The organism is Pseudoblastomonas aquimaris (assembly GCF_035481675.1).
Taxonomy (GTDB): domain Bacteria; phylum Pseudomonadota; class Alphaproteobacteria; order Sphingomonadales; family Sphingomonadaceae; genus Alteriqipengyuania_B.
Genome location: NZ_JAYJJW010000002.1, coordinates 93,391 through 111,049, shown reverse-complemented (window position 1 = coordinate 111,049; position 17,659 = coordinate 93,391). Strand labels below are relative to the sequence as shown.

General features: G+C 67.3%; 14 protein-coding genes. 8 read left to right on the top strand and 6 right to left on the bottom strand.

The features are described from left to right. Nucleotides 1-60: 60 nt before the first annotated feature. Both prfA and hisS read right to left on the bottom strand, forming a co-directional pair. On the bottom strand, nt 61-1,128 hold the full coding sequence (gene prfA, locus VCJ71_RS10560; RefSeq protein WP_324641065.1) for a peptide chain release factor 1: 1,068 nt from the start codon (nt 1,126-1,128) through the stop codon (nt 61-63). 106 nt (nt 1,129-1,234) lie between these two features. Then, nucleotides 1,235-2,590: a histidine--tRNA ligase gene (gene hisS / locus VCJ71_RS10555; RefSeq protein WP_324641064.1), complete on the bottom strand. Its 1,356-nt coding sequence runs from the start codon at nt 2,588-2,590 to the stop codon at nt 1,235-1,237. 94 nt (nt 2,591-2,684) lie between these two features. Between hisS and ppa the strand changes: the two genes are divergently transcribed. Further along, nucleotides 2,685-3,215 (top strand): inorganic diphosphatase, encoded by a 531-nt coding sequence (gene ppa, locus VCJ71_RS10550; protein ID WP_324641063.1) that lies wholly within the window; start codon nt 2,685-2,687, stop codon nt 3,213-3,215. Between the two features lie 93 nt (nt 3,216-3,308). Here ppa and VCJ71_RS10545 read toward each other — a convergent pair whose 3' ends face one another. Further along, nucleotides 3,309-4,748, bottom strand: a complete 1,440-nt coding sequence (locus tag VCJ71_RS10545; RefSeq protein WP_324641062.1) for a mechanosensitive ion channel family protein — start codon at nt 4,746-4,748, stop codon at nt 3,309-3,311. 47 nt (nt 4,749-4,795) lie between these two features. Beyond that, complete coding sequence (locus VCJ71_RS10540; protein ID WP_324641061.1) at nt 4,796-5,185, bottom strand: hypothetical protein; 390 nt, start codon at nt 5,183-5,185, stop codon at nt 4,796-4,798. Between the two features lie 279 nt (nt 5,186-5,464). On the opposite strand from VCJ71_RS10540, the gene gltB reads away from it, so the two are divergent. The 3 genes from gltB to VCJ71_RS10525 all read left to right on the top strand — a co-directional run bounded on the left by gltB (nt 5,465) and on the right by VCJ71_RS10525 (nt 12,491). Beyond that, nucleotides 5,465-10,123, top strand: a complete 4,659-nt coding sequence (gene gltB / locus VCJ71_RS10535) for a glutamate synthase large subunit (protein WP_324641060.1) — start codon at nt 5,465-5,467, stop codon at nt 10,121-10,123. A 5-nt stretch (nt 10,124-10,128) separates the two neighbouring features. Continuing rightward, complete coding sequence (locus VCJ71_RS10530) at nt 10,129-11,565, top strand: glutamate synthase subunit beta (RefSeq protein WP_324641059.1); 1,437 nt, start codon at nt 10,129-10,131, stop codon at nt 11,563-11,565. 119 nt (nt 11,566-11,684) lie between these two features. Next, nucleotides 11,685-12,491, top strand: coding sequence for a hypothetical protein (locus VCJ71_RS10525; RefSeq protein WP_324641058.1), 807 nt, complete (start codon nt 11,685-11,687; stop codon nt 12,489-12,491). A gap of 24 nt (nt 12,492-12,515) precedes the next feature. Here the strand turns inward: VCJ71_RS10525 and VCJ71_RS10520 are convergent, their stop codons facing one another. Both VCJ71_RS10520 and VCJ71_RS10515 read right to left on the bottom strand, forming a co-directional pair. Continuing rightward, nucleotides 12,516-13,886: an HD-GYP domain-containing protein gene (locus tag VCJ71_RS10520; RefSeq protein WP_324641057.1), complete on the bottom strand. Its 1,371-nt coding sequence runs from the start codon at nt 13,884-13,886 to the stop codon at nt 12,516-12,518. Between the two features lie 77 nt (nt 13,887-13,963). Further along, a complete protein-coding gene (locus tag VCJ71_RS10515; protein ID WP_324641056.1) occupies nt 13,964-14,647 on the bottom strand; it encodes a uracil-DNA glycosylase in 684 nt (227 codons plus the stop codon). Between the two features lie 84 nt (nt 14,648-14,731). On the opposite strand from VCJ71_RS10515, the gene VCJ71_RS10510 reads away from it, so the two are divergent. The 4 genes from VCJ71_RS10510 to VCJ71_RS10495 are packed head-to-tail and all read left to right on the top strand — an operon-like array spanning nt 14,732 to nt 17,647. Further along, entirely contained in the window at nt 14,732-15,349 is a 618-nt protein-coding gene (locus VCJ71_RS10510) for a ribonuclease D (protein ID WP_324641055.1), read from the top strand. A gap of 24 nt (nt 15,350-15,373) precedes the next feature. Further along, complete coding sequence (locus VCJ71_RS10505) at nt 15,374-16,018, top strand: LPS export ABC transporter periplasmic protein LptC (protein ID WP_324641054.1); 645 nt, start codon at nt 15,374-15,376, stop codon at nt 16,016-16,018. Beyond that, nucleotides 16,018-16,542, top strand: coding sequence for an LptA/OstA family protein (locus VCJ71_RS10500; RefSeq protein WP_324641053.1), 525 nt, complete (start codon nt 16,018-16,020; stop codon nt 16,540-16,542). The genes VCJ71_RS10505 and VCJ71_RS10500 overlap by 1 nt, the downstream gene beginning before the upstream one ends. 4 nt (nt 16,543-16,546) lie before the next feature. After that, on the top strand, nt 16,547-17,647 hold the full coding sequence (locus VCJ71_RS10495; RefSeq protein ID WP_324641051.1) for a nucleotidyltransferase family protein: 1,101 nt from the start codon (nt 16,547-16,549) through the stop codon (nt 17,645-17,647). Nucleotides 17,648-17,659 lie beyond the last annotated feature (12 nt).

Sequence of the window (17,659 nt, the reverse complement as noted above, 5' to 3'; positions counted from 1 at the left end):
TCCTCCACGCCCGCTCAGCCTGAGCCTGTCGAAGGCCAAGCTTGACTGCTCGAAAGCCCGTCACCCGTCCATCGCCGCCAGCCGCTTGGCCTCGTCCTCGGCGATCAGCGCGTCGACGAGTTCGCCGAGACCCGGCCCGGCGATGATCTGCGGCAGTTTCTGCAAGGTCAGGCCGATGCGGTGGTCGGTCACGCGGCCTTGCGGGTAATTATACGTGCGGATGCGTTCCGACCGGTCGCCGCTGCCGACCATCGCCTTGCGCGCCTCGGCCTCCGCGCCCTGCGCCTCTTCGCGCTGCTGTTCGTAGAGCCGCGCGCGCAGCACCTGCATCGCCTTTTCGCGGTTCTTGTGTTGGCTGCGCCCGTCCTGGCAGGTGACGACCGTGTTCGTCGGCAAGTGAGTGATGCGGATCGCGCTGTCGGTGGTGTTGACGTGCTGGCCTCCCGCGCCGCTGGCGCGATAGGTGTCGATCTTGAGCTCGGTCGGATCGATCTGGACGTCGACCTCGTCCGGTTCGGGCAGCACGGCCACGGTGGCAGCGGAAGTGTGGATGCGGCCGCCACTTTCGGTTTCCGGCACGCGCTGGACGCGGTGGACGCCGCTCTCGAACTTGAGCTTGGCGAACACGCCGGTGCCGGTGACGTTGGCGACGATTTCCTTGAAACCGCCGACTTCGCTGGCGCTCATGCTGACGGGCTCGACTTTCCAGCCCTGTTCGGCGGCGAAGCGTTCATACATGCGGAACAGGTCGCCGGCGAACAGCGCCGCCTCGTCCCCGCCCGTGCCGGCGCGGATTTCGAGCATGGCGGGCTTCGCATCGGCGGAATCGCGCGGGAGCATTGCGATGGCGAGCTGCCGTTCGGCTTCGGGTAGACGCGCGCGGATGTCCGCCAGCTCCTCAGCCGCCATATCCTTCATTTCCGGGTCGGCGAGCATCTCTTCCAGCCCGGCGATTTCGCCGCGCATGTCGCGCACGCCCAGCGCCAGCTTCGCGACCGGCTCCAGCTCGGCATAGTCGCGGCTCGCCTGCACGAATGCATCGCCTTCAAGCTGGCCCGACGCCATCCGCGCTTCGAGCTCGGCGAAGCGATGGGCGATCTGGTCGAGGCGTTCGGCGGGTACTTGCACTAGATATCTTTCACTTCGTCATCCCGGCCATCGAGCCGGGATCCCGCTACTTACCGTCCCGCCGGAAGATTGAAAGCGGGACCCCGGATCACGTCCGGGGTGACGGTCAGCGCGACTTCAGTCGCTCCACTAGCGGACGCACCGTTTCTCCAAAATGCTTTGCAGAATCATTCTCGAACAGCAGATCGAATACCCCCTGGGGTATCCATTCGCGTTTCATCGGAGCTTGTTCCCCGGATTTCATATCGCGCACGGTCACTATGCCATTTGCAATTTCGTCCTCGCCCAATAACAGCGCGTAGCGAGCACCGGCCGCCGAAGCTTTTTGCATTCTTTTCTTCATGTTGCCTTTGAACGCATATTCGCAAGAGATGCTCTCGTTGCGCAAAGCGGCGACAATCTGCTGCGCCTCATTCTCGGCATCATCACCTATTGGAATGACCGCAACAGTCCAATCGTCGCTCCATAGGGCCTTGCCTTCGTCCACCAACATCGCCAGCCGCTCGATGCCCGCAGCCCAGCCCACAGCCGGCGTCGGTGCGCCGCCGAGGCTTTCCATCAGCCCGTCGTAGCGTCCGCCGCCGAGGATCGTGCTCTGGCTGCCGAGCTTGCCGGCGGCCTCGCTACCCTCGTCGGGAATAAATTCGAAAGCCGTGTGGCGATAGTAATCGAGGCCGCGCACGAGGCTTTCTGCGCGGGTCCACTTCACGCCCGCCGCATCCAGCCCGGAGGTGACCGCCTCGAAGAAGGCGCGCGCCTCGTCCGACAGGAACTGGTCGATCTTCGGCGCATCGGCCACGAAGCGCCGGTCGCGGCGGTCCTTGGAATCGAGGATGCGCAGCGGGTTCTTCTCCAGCCGCTCCTGCGAATCCTCCGAAAGCTCGTCCTTCACGGCGCGGAAATGCTCGACCAGCGCAGCGCGCCATGCCTCGCGGCTGTCGCCGTCGCCCAGCGTGTTGAGATGCAGCGTCACGCCTTCGATGCCGACCTCCTTCAGCAGCTGGTCGGCCATCGCGAGCAGTTCGACATCCGCCTGCGGCTCTGCCGCGCCGATTATCTCCGCATCGATCTGGTGGAACTGGCGATAGCGCCCCTTCTGCGGCCGCTCGTAGCGGAACAGCGGGCCGTGGGTCGCGACCTTCAGCGGCGCGTGCTGCTGCCAGCCGTTGGAGAGAAAGGCGCGCGCTATCCCGGCGGTGAATTCGGGCCGCAGGGTCAGCGAATCCCCGCCGCGATCCTCAAACGAGTACATTTCCTTCGACACGACATCGGTCGTCTCGCCGATCGCGCGGCTGAACACCTCGGTCTTTTCGAACACCGGCATTTCCACGCGGCGGAAGCGGTAGAGCTTGCGGACGCGTTCGAACGTGTCGACGACGAAGGCGAATGCCTCCGCTTCGGCGCCGAATATGTCCTGCGTTCCGCGAATTGCCTGCAGGTTCTTGGGGGGTGTCTTTGCCATGGCCGCGCAATTAGGCGAGGCGCGGGCATTCTGCAATCGCGCTGCCGAAACACCCTTTCGCATGTGCAGCATCGCGGCTAGAGCGCGCCCCACTATGGACATCAGCAAGATCCCCACGGGCGACAACCCGCCCGAGAGCCTCAACGTCATCATCGAAGTGCCGACCGGCGGCGAACCCGTGAAGTACGAGTTCGACAAGGCATCCGGCGCGCTGTTCGTCGACCGCATCCTGCACACGCCGATGCGTTATCCGGCGAATTACGGCTTCGTGCCCCACACGCTCAGCCCCGACGGCGACCCGCTCGACGCGTTGGTCATCGCGCGCAGCCCCTTCATCGCCGGCAGCGTCGTGCGCGCCCGGCCCATCGGCGTGCTCAACCTGGAAGACGAGCACGGCGGCGACGAGAAGCTGATCTGCGTGCCGGTGGACACCACCTTCCCCTATTACTCCGACGTCGGGGAAACGAAGGACCTGCCGAGCATCATCTTCAGCCAGATCGAGCACTTCTTCACCCACTACAAGGACCTGGAAGCCGAGAAGTGGGTACGCGTCGGCAACTGGGGCGACGCGGCCGAAGCGCGGCAGATCGTGCTGGAAAGCATCGAGCGGGCCAAGGGTTCGTAATCCTCCCTGCCGTTCCCTCCGCCGGGACTGCGTTCCGGCTGCGGGGCAGGTCCGGGCGGGCGCCCTTCTGCTATCACCGCCTGGTTAGTCGACCTATTCCACCGGCCTGCCGCTATCGAGCAGGTCGGTCTCGCCCCCTGCGGCGCGTTCGCTGTCGACCATGCGGGCGACTTCGTTGTCCGGCGCGACATCGTGGTCGGCGGCGTCGGGCGAAGGCTTGGGCGCGGGCTTCCTGGGCTGCGGCGCCGCTTCCTTCGGTTTGCCTTTCGACGCCTCGATATTCTCGAACGGCAGGGTCGCGCTGCGCGGGTCGAAGCGCAGGCGATAGATCGGCTCGGGCAGGCCGAACCCGGCCTCCTCCAGCGCGACCTTGACCGCGGGGATCGTGCGGCTGCGCGCCTTGTGCCAGTCGGTCTGCGACTGGTCGATCCACGCCAGCACCTGGATGACGACGTTCGAATCGCCCACCGCGGTAACGCGCGCCTCGGGCGGCGGATCGCCGAGCACGTAGGGGAGGCCTTTCAGCGTCTCGATCGCCAGTTCGCGCGCGGCCATGGCATCGTCATCCGCATCCACGCCCAGCTCGAATTCGAAGCGGCGCTGCGGATTGCGGGTGTAGTTGAGGATGATGTCCTTGAAGACCTGCCCATTGGGGATGCGCAGGTGGTTGCCGTCCAGCGTCATCAGGATGGTAGCGCGGCTGGTCAGGCGGATGACCCGGCCTTCCTTGTCGCCGATGACCACATGGTCGTTGGCGCGGAACGGCTGGCGCAGGCTGAGCATCAGCGAGGCGACGTAATTTTCGACTGTATCGCGCATCGCGAAACCGAGCGCGAGGCCGATGACGCCCGCCCCGCCGAGCACCGCGCCGAGCAGAGCGGAAGCGCCCAGCATGTCGAGCGCGATGACGAGACCACCGACGATGAAGACGAAGCGGATCGCCGTCTGGATCACGCCGACCATGAAGCTGTTCGGCGCAACCCGCGCCCACAGCGGCTTGAACCCGGCAATCAGGTAACCGAGCATCGCGATCAGGAAAGCCACCACCAGCGCCGCGGCGATGAGCGGCAGCATGGCGACGAAATCGCGGAATTTCTCCGCCACGCCGCCGAGCCCGAAATCCTGGCCGAGCGAGGTATCGCGGGCGATATCGTTCTGCACCGTCACGACGTCCTCGCCGCGGGCGGCGATTTCCTCCGCCCGGGTGATCGATTCGGCATCGGGAGCCAGCCCGCCGAGCGTCACGACGCCTTCGTTGACGCTGACCTCGACCTGCTCCAGCGCCGGGATCGCGGTGTAGATCGCGCGCAGGCGGGCGGCGGTCGCCTCGTCGGCGCTGGCGTCACGGGTGCTCGAAATGGCGCCTTCGGGTTCTGCCGTCGCTTCGGCCGGCGCAGGCTCGCCTAGCGGGATGGCAGCCTGGGAGGAAGCGACGGGAATGATGGCCAGCGCGATGAGCACGAGCACGGCGAAAAGCGCGGCTCTAACTCGTTGATATGGGGCGCGCTGGTACAGGATGGTAAGCCAAAGCATGGCCGGCGAACGGGCGGTCGCTGCCATAGGTTCCGCGTAAGGCTGCCTCAGGCGAGAAGGACCTTTGCGAGCGCCGTGAGGGCGAAGGGCAGGCCGATGGCCACGCCCCACAGGATCAGGACGTCGCGCGTGAAACGCGATTTCACGCCGGATGCAGCTTCGCCCTGCTCGTCGAACGCCAGCCAGCGCGCTTCGAACTTGCGGCAGGCCGGGATGATCAGCGCGACGAGGATCACGAGCGAGAAATAGGGGAGGAGCGACATGGAGCTGCCGCTCTTGTCGAGCGCGCCCATGGTGACGAAGATCAGGAGTCCGGTATAGACCAGCAAGGCGTAGGCGACATGGTCGCTCATCCGCTGGCCCAGTGTCTTGTGATGGCGCTTGCCGGTCGTTGCCGGTGCATCGCGATGGCCCGTGCGACGAATTGCCTCGCCCATGGCTCTCTCCTCTCTCTATCCCACCGGGCATCCTGCGCCCGCCACGGGCACCTCGTCAAGGGCAGTAACCCTATGGACGTGCATACGTGTTCGCAGTTGCAAAAATACGGATGTTTCGCCATGAGGGGATTTCACGACATTTTCTGGGCGTAGCGGTCGGGAAATCGTGCCATAGTTGCAATTGTAACTATCGGCCCGCTTCCCGTTCAGGCCGCCGCTTCGCCGATGGAAAACCGCCGGAAGGCCCCGTATTCACGCCTCGTCAGGGCAGGAGAGCAAATGGACCGCACGCTGCGCCTCGAAAACACGACCCGGGACGGCCTGTACGATTCCCGGAACGAACACGACGCGTGCGGGGTCGGCTTCATCGCCCATATCAAGGGCAAGAAAACCCACGACATCGTGACGCAGGCGCTGCAGATCCTTGCCAATCTCGACCATCGCGGCGCGGTCGGCGCGGACCCGCTTCTGGGTGACGGCGCGGGCCTGCTGATGCAGGTGCCCGATCCGCTGCTGCGCAAGTGGGCCGACGGCGAAGGCGTCACCCTGCCGCAGCCGGGCGACTATGCCGTCGCCATGTGCTTCCTGCCGCAGGACGAGGCAGCGCGCGATTTCGCCGTGGCGCAGCTCGAGAAGTTCGTCGCCAAGGAAGGCCAGCAGGTCCTCGGCTGGCGCGACGTGCCGACCACGCTCGACGGGATCGGCAAGGCGGTGCTCGAATCGATGCCGGTGATCCGCCAGTGCATCGTCGCCCGGGGGGACAATTGCGCCGACCAGGACGCGTTCGAGCGCAAGCTGGTCGTGATCCGCAAGCAGACGCTGAACCCGCTCGCGGCGCTGGCCGAAAAGCACGACCTGCCCGGCCTGAAGCAGACCTACATGCCGAGCTTTTCCAGCCGCACGCTCGTCTACAAGGGGCTGCTGCTGGCGACGCAGGTGGGCACGTTCTACGACGACCTGCGCGATCCCGACTGCGTGTCCGCGCTCGGCCTCGTCCACCAGCGTTTCAGCACCAACACCTTCCCCAGCTGGCGGCTCGCCCACCCCTATCGCTTCATGGCGCACAACGGCGAGATCAACACCGTGCGCGGGAACGTGAACTGGATGAACGCGCGCCGGCGGACGATGGAATCCGAATTGCTCGGCCCCGATCTCGACAAGATGTGGCCGCTGATCCCGCACGGGCAGAGCGACACGGCCTGCCTCGACAACGCGCTCGAGCTGCTGGTCGCGGGCGGATACAGCCTCGCCCACGCGATGATGATGCTGATCCCGGAGGCATGGGCGCGCAACCCGCTGATGGATGCCGATCGTCACGCTTTCTACGAATACCATGCCGCGCTGATGGAGCCGTGGGACGGGCCGGCGGCAGTTGCGTTCACCGACGGGCGCCAGATCGGCGCCACGCTGGACCGCAACGGCCTGCGCCCGGCGCGCTACCTGGTGACGAAGGACGACCACGTCATCCTCGCCAGCGAAAGCGGCGTGCTGCCGGTCGCGGAGGAAGACATCGTGCGCAAATGGCGCCTGCAGCCCGGCAAGATGTTCGTGATCGACCTGGAGGAAGGCCGCATCATCGAGGATGCCGAACTGAAGGCCGAGCTGAGCAGCGCGCATCCCTATGCCGAATGGCTGGAAAAGGCGCAATACAAGCTGGCCGATCTCGACACGATCGACCCCGAACTGGCGGAAACGCCCGAACATTCGACCACGCTGCTGCAGCGCCAGCAGGCGTTCGGCTACACGCAGGAGGACCTGACCAAGTTCCTCGAGCCGATGGCGATCCACGGTGAGGATCCGATCGGGTCGATGGGCACCGACACGCCGATCGCCGTGCTGAGCGAGAAGAGCCGCCTGCTCTACGACTATTTCAAGCAGAACTTCGCGCAGGTCACCAACCCGCCGATCGACCCGATCCGCGAAGAACTGGTGATGAGCCTGCTGTCGATGATCGGCCCGCGCCCGAACCTGCTCGGCCGGGATGCCGGCACGCACAAGCGGCTGGAAGTCAGCCAGCCGATCCTGAACAACGAGGACCTGGCCAAGATCCGCAGCGTGGAAAGCGCGCTCGACGGCGCGTTCCGCACGGCCACGGTCGACATCACCTGGGATGCCGCGTCGGGCGTCGAGGGGATCGGCCTCGCGATCAAGGAAATGTGCTGGGCGGCGACCGAGGCGGTGTTGCAGGACCACAATATCCTGATCCTGTCCGACCGCGCGCAGAGCCGCGACCGCGTGCCGATGCCCGCGCTGCTCGCAACTGCGGCGGTCCACCACCACCTCGTGCGGCAGGGCCTGCGCATGCAGACCGGCCTTGTCATCGAAACCGGCGAGGCACGCGAAGTGCACCATTTCTGCGTCCTTGCCGGTTACGGCGCGGAAGCGATCAACCCCTATGTCGCGCTGGAAACGCTGGAAGACCTGCGTGCCCGCAAGTTCCCGACCGTCGATGCGGACGAGGTGCGCAAGAACTACATCAAGGGCGTGGGCAAGGGCATCCAGAAGGTCATGTCCAAGATGGGCATCTCGACCTACCAGTCCTATTGCGGGGCGCAGATCTTCGATGCCGTGGGCCTCAACCACGATTTGATCGACCGCTATTTCACCGGTACCGCCACCACGATCGAAGGCATCGGGCTGACCGAAGTCGCTGAAGAGGCGGTGCGCCGCCACGCCATCGCGCATGGCGACAACCCGATCTACAAGTCGATGCTGGATGTGGGCGGCATCTACCAGTACCGCCTGCGGGGCGAGGATCACGCCTGGACCCCGGCCAACATCGCCAATTTGCAGCACGCGGTGCGCGGCAACCTGCCGGAAAATTACAAGGCCTTCGCCCAGTCGCTGAACGACCAGGCCGAACGTTTGCTGACCATCCGCGGGCTGATGGAATTCCGGCGCGCCGACAAGCCGGTGCCGCTGGAGGAAGTCGAACCGGCCAGCGAAATCGTCAAGCGTTTCAGCACCGGGGCCATGAGCTTCGGGTCGATCAGCCACGAGGCGCATTCCACGCTGGCCGTGGCGATGAACCGCATCGGCGGGCGCAGCAACACCGGTGAAGGCGGGGAGGAGCCGGAACGCTTCCAGCCGCTGGCCAACGGCGATTCGATGCGCAGCCGCATCAAGCAGGTCGCTAGCGGCCGCTTCGGCGTGACCACCGAATATCTCGTCAATTCGGACGATATCCAGATCAAGATGGCGCAGGGCGCGAAGCCCGGCGAAGGCGGTCAGCTGCCCGGCCACAAGGTGGACAAGCGCATCGGCAAGGTCCGCCATTCGACGCCGGGCGTGGGCCTAATCTCGCCCCCGCCGCACCACGACATCTATTCGATCGAGGATCTGGCGCAGCTGATCCACGACCTGAAGAACGTGCAGCCGAGCGCGCGCATTTCGGTGAAGCTGGTGTCCGAAGTGGGCGTCGGCACGGTCGCCGCGGGCGTTTCCAAGGCGCGCGCCGACCATGTCACCATTTCCGGTTACGAAGGCGGCACGGGCGCATCGCCTCTGACCAGCCTGACGCATGCGGGCAGCCCGTGGGAAATCGGCCTTGCGGAAACGCAGCAGACGCTGCTGCTGAACGATCTGCGCAGCCGCATTGCGGTGCAGGTCGACGGCGGCCTGCGCACCGGGCGCGACGTCGCCATCGGCGCGCTGCTGGGCGCGGACGAGTTCGGCTTCGCCACCGCCCCGCTGATCGCGGCAGGCTGCATCATGATGCGCAAGTGCCACCTCAACACCTGCCCCGTTGGCGTGGCGACGCAGGACCCGGAACTGCGCAAGCGCTTCACCGGGCAGCCCGAACACGTCATCAACTACTTCTTCTTCGTCGCCGAGGAACTGCGCGCGATCATGGCCGAAATGGGCTTCCGCACGCTGCAGGACATGATCGGCCGGGTCGACCGGCTCGACATGCGCCGCGCCCTGTCGCACTGGAAGGCGAAGGGCGTGGACCTCGGCCGCATCCTGCACCAGGTCCCGCTCGAAACGGGCGAGCAATATTACCAGACCGGAACGCAGGACCACGGCCTTGCCGCCGCGATGGATGTCGAGCTGATCGAGGCGGCAAGGGGCGCCATCGACGGCGGCGACCCGGTCGTGCTCCAGCGCACCATCGGCAACACCAACCGCACGGTGGGCACCATGCTGTCGGGCGAGATCGCGCGGGCGCATGGCCATCGCGGGTTGCCGCAGGACGCCATCCGGATCGAACTGACGGGCGTCGCCGGGCAGAGCTTCGGCGCATGGCTCGCCCACGGGGTGACGCTCAGCCTGACGGGCGATGCCAACGACTATGTCGGCAAGGGCCTGTCGGGCGGCCGCATCGTGGTGCGCCAGCCCGACAGCGTCGGGCGTGAGCCGACCGAGAATATCATCGTCGGTAACACGGTGCTTTACGGTGCGATCGCGGGCGAAGCCTATTTCGCCGGCGTCGCGGGCGAACGGTTCGCGGTGCGCAATTCGGGCGCCGTCGCGGTGGTCGAAGGCGCGGGCGACCATGCCTGCGAGTACATGACCGGCGGCGTCGTCGCCGTGCTGGGCGCGACGGGCCGCAACTTTGCCGCGGGGATGAGCGGCGGGGTCGCCTATGTCTACGATCCGGACGGCGACTTCGCGAAGCGTTGCAACACCGCGATGGTCGATATCAAGGCGATTTCGCCCGGCCGCGATGAAGAAGACGGCACCGGACGGCCCAGTCAGCGCGCCGCCAGCGTGGACGATACCGGCATGGGCGACATGCTGCGCCACGATGCCGAGCGGCTGCGCATCCTGGTCGAGCGGCACCAGCTCCACACCGGGTCGGCCCGCGCCGCCGCGTTGCTGGAGGATTGGGACGCCGCGCTCGGCAAGTTCGTCAAGGTCATGCCCCGCGATTACCGCGCCGCGCTGCAGGCGCTGGAAGCTGAGCGGGAAGAAGCTGCCAGCGTGGCGGCGGAGTAGGTAGAATGGGCAAGGAAACCGGATTTCTCGAAATCGAGCGGCGCGAGCGGGACTATCTCGCGCCCGAAGAGCGGCTGAAGAACTACGACGAATTCGTCGTCTCCCCGCCGGAGGACATGCTGCAGGGGCAGGCCGCGCGCTGCATGAACTGCGGCATCCCCTATTGTCACAACGGCTGCCCGGTGAACAACCTGATCCCGGACTGGAACCACCTCGTCTACGAGGCGGACTGGAAGAACGCACTCGACCTGCTGCATTCGACCAACAATTTCCCGGAATTCACCGGCCGCATCTGCCCTGCCCCGTGCGAAGCGAGCTGCACGCTCAATATCAGCGACCAGCCGGTGACCATCAAGAGCATCGAATGCGCGATCATCGACCGCGGGTGGGAGGAAGGCTGGGTCAAGCCGCAGCTGCCGCAGCGCAAGACCGGCAAGTCGGTGGCCGTCGTCGGCTCCGGCCCCGCCGGAATGGCCTGCGCACAGCAGCTGGCGCGCGCCGGCCACGCGGTCACCGTGTTCGAAAAGAACGACCGGATCGGCGGGCTGCTGCGTTACGGCATCCCCGACTTCAAGATGGAAAAGCACCACATCAACCGCCGTGCGGTGCAGATGGAGGCGGAAGGCGTCGAATTTCGCACCAGCACGGAAGTGGGCGTGACCGTCAGCCTCGCCTCGCTGCGGGAGAATTTCGATGCGGTGGTGCTGGCCGGCGGGGCGGAAGAACCGCGCCAGCTCGACATCCCGGGCGCAGAGCTTCCCGGCGTGCGGCTGGCGATGGAATTCCTGACCCAGCAGAACAAGCGCAATGCGGGTGACGACGAAGTGCGCGCCGCGCCGCGCGGCAGCCTGACCGCGACCGGCAAGCACGTGGTCGTGATCGGCGGCGGCGACACCGGCAGCGACTGCGTGGGCACATCCAACCGGCAGGGCGCGAAAAGCGTCACCCAGCTGGAAATCATGCCCAAGCCGCCGGAAAAGGAAGACAAGGCGCTGACCTGGCCCGACTGGCCGCTGAAGCTGCGTACTTCGTCCAGCCACGAGGAAGGGGCGGAGCGCGACTGGGCCGTGCTGACCAAGCGCGTGGTCGGCAAGAAGGGCGAAGTCGCCGGGCTGGAATGCGTGCGCGTCGAATGGAAGGATGGCCGCATGCAGGAGATCGAAGGCAGCGAATTCACGCTGGAAGCCGATCTCATCCTGCTCGCAATGGGCTTCACCGGCCCCAAGCGGCGCGGCCTGCTCGACCAGTCGGGCGTGGCGCTGACGGATCGCGGTGCGGTTTCGGCGGACGAGATGGCCTATGCCACCAGCGAGGCGGGCATTTGGGCCTGCGGCGACATGCGCCGCGGCCAGAGCCTGGTCGTCTGGGCGATCCGCGAAGGCCGCCAGGCTGCCCGCGCAGTGGACGAGGCGCTGATGGGCAAGACCGAACTGCCGCGATGAGCGGGCGATGCCGCACGGCCGGCCGCATGGCTGTGCGGCCGGGGCACGGGTGCATCAATCCGGAACAAAACGGAACGCCGCTCTAGGCGCTCCGGCCGCCGCGTGTTAGCCATCCCGCGATGGAAGCCGACCACGCCTCCGACACCGCGTTCGTGATCAAGGCCGTCGAGCTGGCGGCGCTCAACTTCCTCCCCGACAGCCATCCGCGCCCGATCGAATCGGAATGGATCAACCGCGCGACCGACCAGGTGCTGCGGCCGATGTCGGTCGAACAGATGCTGCGCACGCTGCACCGGCCCCACCTGTCGGACAGCGCGGCCCGGCTGCGGGAGAATGCCGGCCTGCGCCTGTGGTTCGCCCACGCGGCAGCGCGCCACGCCTTCGCCCGCGATTTCGCCGCCGCGCACGAGGCCTTGTCCACGCTCGACGAATACACCGTGCTCGCGGTGTTCGAGCGGCGGCAGCAGGCCGACCGCGCCATCGGCGAACTGCTCTATGCCGGCGTTCCCAAGGACCGGATCAGCAAGTTCTGGCGCGCAAGCCGCTTCATGGACACGCAGATCGGCTGGCAGCAGGGACACAGCCCGATGCAGGTCGCGGGCACGGTTGCGGGCACCGGCCTTGCGGGCGCGTTGTTCGGCCTCGCGGTGTTTTCCATTCCCGGCGTGGGGCCGGTTGCCGCCTCGGGCGCGATCCTCGCCTCGACCTATGGCTCGATGGCGACGGTCAGCGGCATGCTCGGCGCGACCGGCGGGGCGATCGCCCGCATGCTCGACGATGTCGACGTGGACGAGGTCGCGGCCAACCACCTCGAAAGCCAGATCCGCACCGGCAAGACCTTCCTCACCGTCGATACGCGCAGCCTGCATGCCGAACCGGCCGACGTCGCAGCATTGCTGCGCGCGGAAGGCGGCGAGGTTATCTGAGGCCGGGGCGAAGGCGGCGCGCGGTCAGGCGGCCAGCGTCTCGTCGCTCGCCACCAGTTCGCGCAGCGCGGCAAAGCATTCGGGATCGACGGCCTTGCCGACCTCGCCCGCCATGACGCCGAGCGCCTTTTCCACCGGCATCGCCCCGCGATAGGGGCGGTCGGCGGTGAGCGCGTCGTAGAAATCGCAGGTCGTGATGATCCGCGTCTCGCGCCGGATCTGCGTGTCCCTGAGTCCGAGCGGATAGCCCGCCCCGTCGAGCCGTTCGTGATGGGCAGAGGCGATCTCGGCCATTTCCGCGAACGGGCCGATGCGCCCCAGGATGCGCGCGGTGTGGGCGGCATGCTCGCGCATTTCGCCCCACTCCCCGTCGTCCAGCTTGCCCGGCTTTTCCAGCACCGCGCTTGAGACGCCGAGCTTGCCGATATCGTGCAATGCCGCCGCACGGCGCAGCTGGCGCACGCGGCCTTCGGGAACGTCGAGCTTGCGCGCCAGCCCTTCGGCAAAGTCGGCGACCCGCGTCGAATGACCCGCCGTGTAGGGGCTCTTCGCATCGACCACGCGCCCGAACGCGGCGGTAACCGCGTCGAGGTAATCCTCGTCCACCGCGACGAGATCGCGCGGGGCGCGGGCATTGACGATGGCATCGACCAGCGGCGATTCGAGGTCGCGCCAGAAATCGGTTTCCCCGGCGAGGCCCCGGAAGACCAGCACCAGTTCGGGATCGAGCCAGCCGCCCATCCGCCGCACGACTTCCATCCGCGCCCCATCGCGCCCGCCGGCCTGGTGGAACACGTCCGCGATCTGGGCGAGCAGCGCCACGCGCGAGGCGAGCGGGATCGCGGTGCCGGCAAGCCCGTCCGGGCGGCCCGACCCGTCCCAGTGCTCGTCGAGGTGGTAGATGCCCCGCGCCACGGTGTCGTCGAGCTGCAGGTCGCGCGCCACGTTGGCCCCGCGGGTGCAGCGCGACACGATCATTTCCTGCGCCACCTCGTCACCGTTGCGCAGGATGTTGGCGATGGCGCCGATCTTCTGCCCGAAGCGCGCGGTCTTACCCGTCTCCCCGAAGACGAAGCGCAGGGTGGACGGCAGGCCGGTCGGGATGGTCTTCCAGCGCTGCTTGAACTCGCGGTCGTCGGCCAAATAGAGCTCGGCAATCCGGGCGGCGTTCGAACTGCAGCCGAGGTCCTTCATCAGCGCGGTCATGTGACAGTGGCCGCGGTCCACGCTGTCGAGGCCGAGGCGGTCGGCAATGCGCCCGGCGATGTAGGCACAGCGGACGGAATGGCCGGCCGGCTGCCCTTCCGTCAGGTCGAGCGCATAGCTGAACGCGCCGAGGAGGTCGCCGATGGCAACCGTCCCGGTGGCCCCATTCGTAAAGATTTCATGCCGCATCGGGGCGCATTAGGCCCAAGCGGCTTAGCAAATACTCCCGCAGCATGGTTAACGCTGAGTATGCGGGAGCGCGTTTATCAGGGCCGCCAGTCGATCCCGCCGCGTCCCTTGGCATCGAGGAAGGCATTTGCACGGCTGAACGGGCGGCTGCCGAAAAAACCGCGCCGGGCGGACAGCGGGCTGGGATGCGGGCTCTCGATCACCAGGTGCCTCCCGTCCGAAAGGCCGGGAATGCGCGCGGCCTTCTTCTGCGCGTGGCTGCCCCACAGGATGAACACCGACGGCGTGTCCTGCGCGGCGATGGCGGCGACGCAGGCGTCGGTGATCGCGTCCCACCCCTTGCCCGCGTGGCTGCCGGCCTTGCCGTCCTCCACCGTCAGCGTGTTGTTGAGCAGCAGCACACCGCGCTGCGCCCAGCGCGTCAGGTCGCCGTGGCCGGGCCGGACGATGCCGAGATCGCTTTCCAGCTCGGTGTAGATATTGCGCAGCGACGGCGGGATACGGACGCCTTCGGGCACGGAGAAGCTGAGTCCCATCGCCTGCCCCGGCCCGTGATACGGGTCCTGCCCCAGGATGACGACCTTGGCATCCTCCGGCGCGGTCAGTTCCAGTGCGCGCAGCCGCTGCCCGCGCGGCGGGTAGATTGCCTTGCCCGCCGCCTCCTCGGCCTGCAGCCAGCCGCCCAGCGCCCGCGCTTGCGGAGAGGCGAGCACCGGCTCCAGGATTGCGCGCCAGGCGGGGGGGACGGGATCGTCGGTCATCGGCCCGCCCTGCCTAGGCCCGCCGCAGCGCACCCGCCAGCGCCTCTTCCCCTCAATCCCCATGTCGCCTAAGGCGCTCAGCCTATGGCTGTATATTTCCACGAAGAAGACCTGCCCGAAGGCGTCCTCGCGCCGGGCCCGATTGCCGTCGATACGGAGACGATGGGCCTCGTCACGCCGCGCGACCGGCTGTGTGTCGTCCAAATCAGCGATGGGCAGGGGGACGAGCATCTCGTCCGCTTCAACTCCGGCAGCGATTACGACGCGCCGAACCTCACCGCCGTGCTCGCCGATCCGGAGCGGCTGAAGCTGTACCACTTCGCCCGTTTCGACCTCGCCGCCATCGAATATTACCTCGGCGTGATGGCCGCGCCGGTGTTCTGCACCAAGATCGCCAGCAAGCTGGTGCGCACCTACACCGATCGCCACGGGCTCAAAGTGCTGGTGGAAGAGCTGGTGGGCGAGAATATCTCCAAGCAGCAGCAGTCGAGCGACTGGGGCGGCAAGGAGCTGTCCGAAGCCCAGCGCGACTATGCGGCGTCGGACGTACGCTATCTCCACCGCATGCGCGAAAAGCTGGTCGAGCGGCTGGAACGCGAAGGGCGGACGGAACTCGCGCAGGCCTGTTTCGATTTCCTTCCCACGCGGGCGCGGCTGGATATCGCCGGCTGGGCCGACCACGACATCTTCAGCCACATGTAAGGCGGCAGGGACCACAAGCAGCAGATGACCGCAGCCGCCGACCAGATGCGCAACCGCCGCCAGCGCCTCGCCGCGCCGGGCGGCGCGCACGACCGGCTGGTGCGCATCCTTGCCGTGGCACTGCCCGCGGCGGTCGGCGTGGTCGCCGCGCTGATGGTGGTCACCCCGCTGGCACCGCGCGGAGAGATCAGCTTCCTGCTCGATCGCAACAAGGTCGCCATCGCGCCCGACCGGCTGGCAGTGCGCCAGGCAATGTACCGCGGGCAGGACGACAACGGCCGGCCGTTCTCGGTCATGGCAGCCAGCGCGGTACAGGAAACCAGCACCGACACCACGGTCGAGATGGGCCGGCTGGAAGCGCGCATCCTGCTCGATGCCGGGCCCGCCATCCTGCAGGCGACCGGCGCGGTCTACGACTTCGCCAAGGAACTCATTTCGGTGGGCGACACGGTCGAATTCGAAGCGGCCGACGGCTACCGGATGACCGCGCGCAACGTGACCGTCGACATTGCCGAACATACCGTCACCGGGTCTGGCGGCATCGAAGGCGCCATTCCCGCCGGCAGCTTCAGCGCCAACGCCATTCGCGCCGATCTGGACGCGCGCGAGATCACCCTGTCCGGCAATGCGCGGCTGCGCATGGTGCCGGGCAAATTGAGGATGCCGTGATGACCGCCTACCTCCGCCGCTTCGTTTTCGGTTTCCTTGCCGCCACCGCCGCGCTGCTGGGCCTGCAGCAGGTCGCGGCGCAGGCGATCGCCGACCACAACTCCAACGCGCCGGTGGATTTCGCCGCCGACCGGATCGAGCTGCAGGACCGGCAGAACCGCGTCGTGCTGTCGGGCGATGTCGTGATCCGGCAGGCAGGCCTGACGCTCACGGCGGCGAACACGATCATCAACTACACCGACGCCGGAACGCTGCAGATCCAGCGCATCACCGCGACCGGCGGCGTGAACGTCACTCGCGGGAACGAGGCGGTGCGGGGCAATGTCGCGGTCTACGATTTCAATCGCCGCATCATCACCGTGTCAGGCGCGGTCGGGATCGATCGCGGATCCGACCGGCTGCGCGGCGGTAACCTCGTCATCGACTTGCGCAGCGGGCGTTCCGCCATCGAAGGCAGCGGCGCACCGGCCGCCAATGGCGAGCCGTCGGGCCGCGTGACCGGGCGCTTCTCCGTCCCCGACTGATGCAATGAGCGAGGCCGCGCGGACCGCCCTGCTCGCCCTCCTCGGCGACGATGCGGGACCGGCGGGCGCGCTGGACGAGCGCGAATGGAGCGCGCTCGCGGCGATGGCTGCGGACCACCGGCTCGGCCCCCTGCTCCATCGCCTCCACTCCGGAAGCTTGCCTGCCTCCCTTGCGGCGGAATGCGCCGCCGCCCATCGCCGTGCGGCGCTGTCGGCCATGGCGCTCCAGCGCGCGCGACTGGCTCTGCGCGACGTGCTGGGCGAGCGGGGCATCGAGCCGTTATTCCTGAAAGGAAGCGCGCTGGCGCTCCATGCATACGCGGAGCCTGCGCTGCGGCCGATGCGCGATCTCGACGTGCTCGTCCCGCCGGACAAGGCACAGGCCGCGTGGTACGCCCTGCTTGCCGCGGGATACGAACCCGCCGAGCCGGTCCGGCACGATTTCGCAACGCTCGCCGCGGCGCATCACCATTTGCCGCTGCTGGTCGGACCTGACGGCGTGGAGGTGGAGCTGCACATGCGGCTGTGGAGCCGGGCGGACGACCCGCTGATGCCGCGCGAGCCGGAGGATGTCTTCGGCAAGATGGTCGGGGTCGATGGCTTGGCCTTCCCGTCACCCGAACACCAGTTCGCGCATCTCGTGGTCCATGCGGTCCATGTCCATTCGCTCGATGCCGGGCCGCTGGTGCTGGTCGATATCGCGCGGCTTGCGGAGGCACATCCGCTCGACTGGGACGCGATCTGGGCCGAGGCCGACAGGGCCGGCTGGGCCCGCGCGGCTGCCCTGATCGTGACGCTCGCCGAGAGATGGGTGGCGCCGGGACTGCTCGCCCGGAGTCGATGCCCGCTGCTTGTGCCCGACAGCGTAGTCGCGGCGGCGCCGGACCTGCTCCTCCAGCCCCTTGCGGAACGGCATCGGGCCATCATGCTGGCCGGGCTTGGCAAGAGCGAGCTGCCGCAGACCCGTGCCACTGCCCCGCGGCCTTGGCGCGATCCGCGCTGGCTGGCGAACCGGGCGGGACGGCTGGCGAACGCGGTCATGGATCCCGGCGCACGGCGGAGGGCGGCGCAGATGACCGCGCTCCACGCCTGGCTGGGCGACTAATTCGGCGTCAGT

Bases quoted from the DNA above. Each gene is read 5' to 3' on its own strand.
- VCJ71_RS10525 (WP_324641058.1), top strand. From the start codon at position 11,685: ATGGAAGCCGACCACGCCTCCGACACCGCGTTCGTGATCAAGGCCGTC.
- gltB (WP_324641060.1), top strand. From the start codon at position 5,465: ATGGACCGCACGCTGCGCCTCGAAAACACGACCCGGGACGGCCTGTAC.
- VCJ71_RS10505 (WP_324641054.1), top strand. From the start codon at position 15,374: ATGACCGCAGCCGCCGACCAGATGCGCAACCGCCGCCAGCGCCTCGCC.
- VCJ71_RS10545 (WP_324641062.1), bottom strand. From the start codon at position 4,748: ATGCTTTGGCTTACCATCCTGTACCAGCGCGCCCCATATCAACGAGTT.
- VCJ71_RS10510 (WP_324641055.1), top strand. From the start codon at position 14,732: ATGGCTGTATATTTCCACGAAGAAGACCTGCCCGAAGGCGTCCTCGCG.
- VCJ71_RS10495 (WP_324641051.1), top strand. From the start codon at position 16,547: ATGAGCGAGGCCGCGCGGACCGCCCTGCTCGCCCTCCTCGGCGACGAT.
- hisS (WP_324641064.1), bottom strand. From the start codon at position 2,590: ATGGCAAAGACACCCCCCAAGAACCTGCAGGCAATTCGCGGAACGCAG.
- VCJ71_RS10530 (WP_324641059.1), top strand. From the start codon at position 10,129: ATGGGCAAGGAAACCGGATTTCTCGAAATCGAGCGGCGCGAGCGGGAC.
- VCJ71_RS10520 (WP_324641057.1), bottom strand. From the start codon at position 13,886: ATGCGGCATGAAATCTTTACGAATGGGGCCACCGGGACGGTTGCCATC.
- VCJ71_RS10540 (WP_324641061.1), bottom strand. From the start codon at position 5,185: ATGGGCGAGGCAATTCGTCGCACGGGCCATCGCGATGCACCGGCAACG.
- ppa (WP_324641063.1), top strand. From the start codon at position 2,685: ATGGACATCAGCAAGATCCCCACGGGCGACAACCCGCCCGAGAGCCTC.
- VCJ71_RS10515 (WP_324641056.1), bottom strand. From the start codon at position 14,647: ATGACCGACGATCCCGTCCCCCCCGCCTGGCGCGCAATCCTGGAGCCG.
- VCJ71_RS10500 (WP_324641053.1), top strand. From the start codon at position 16,018: ATGACCGCCTACCTCCGCCGCTTCGTTTTCGGTTTCCTTGCCGCCACC.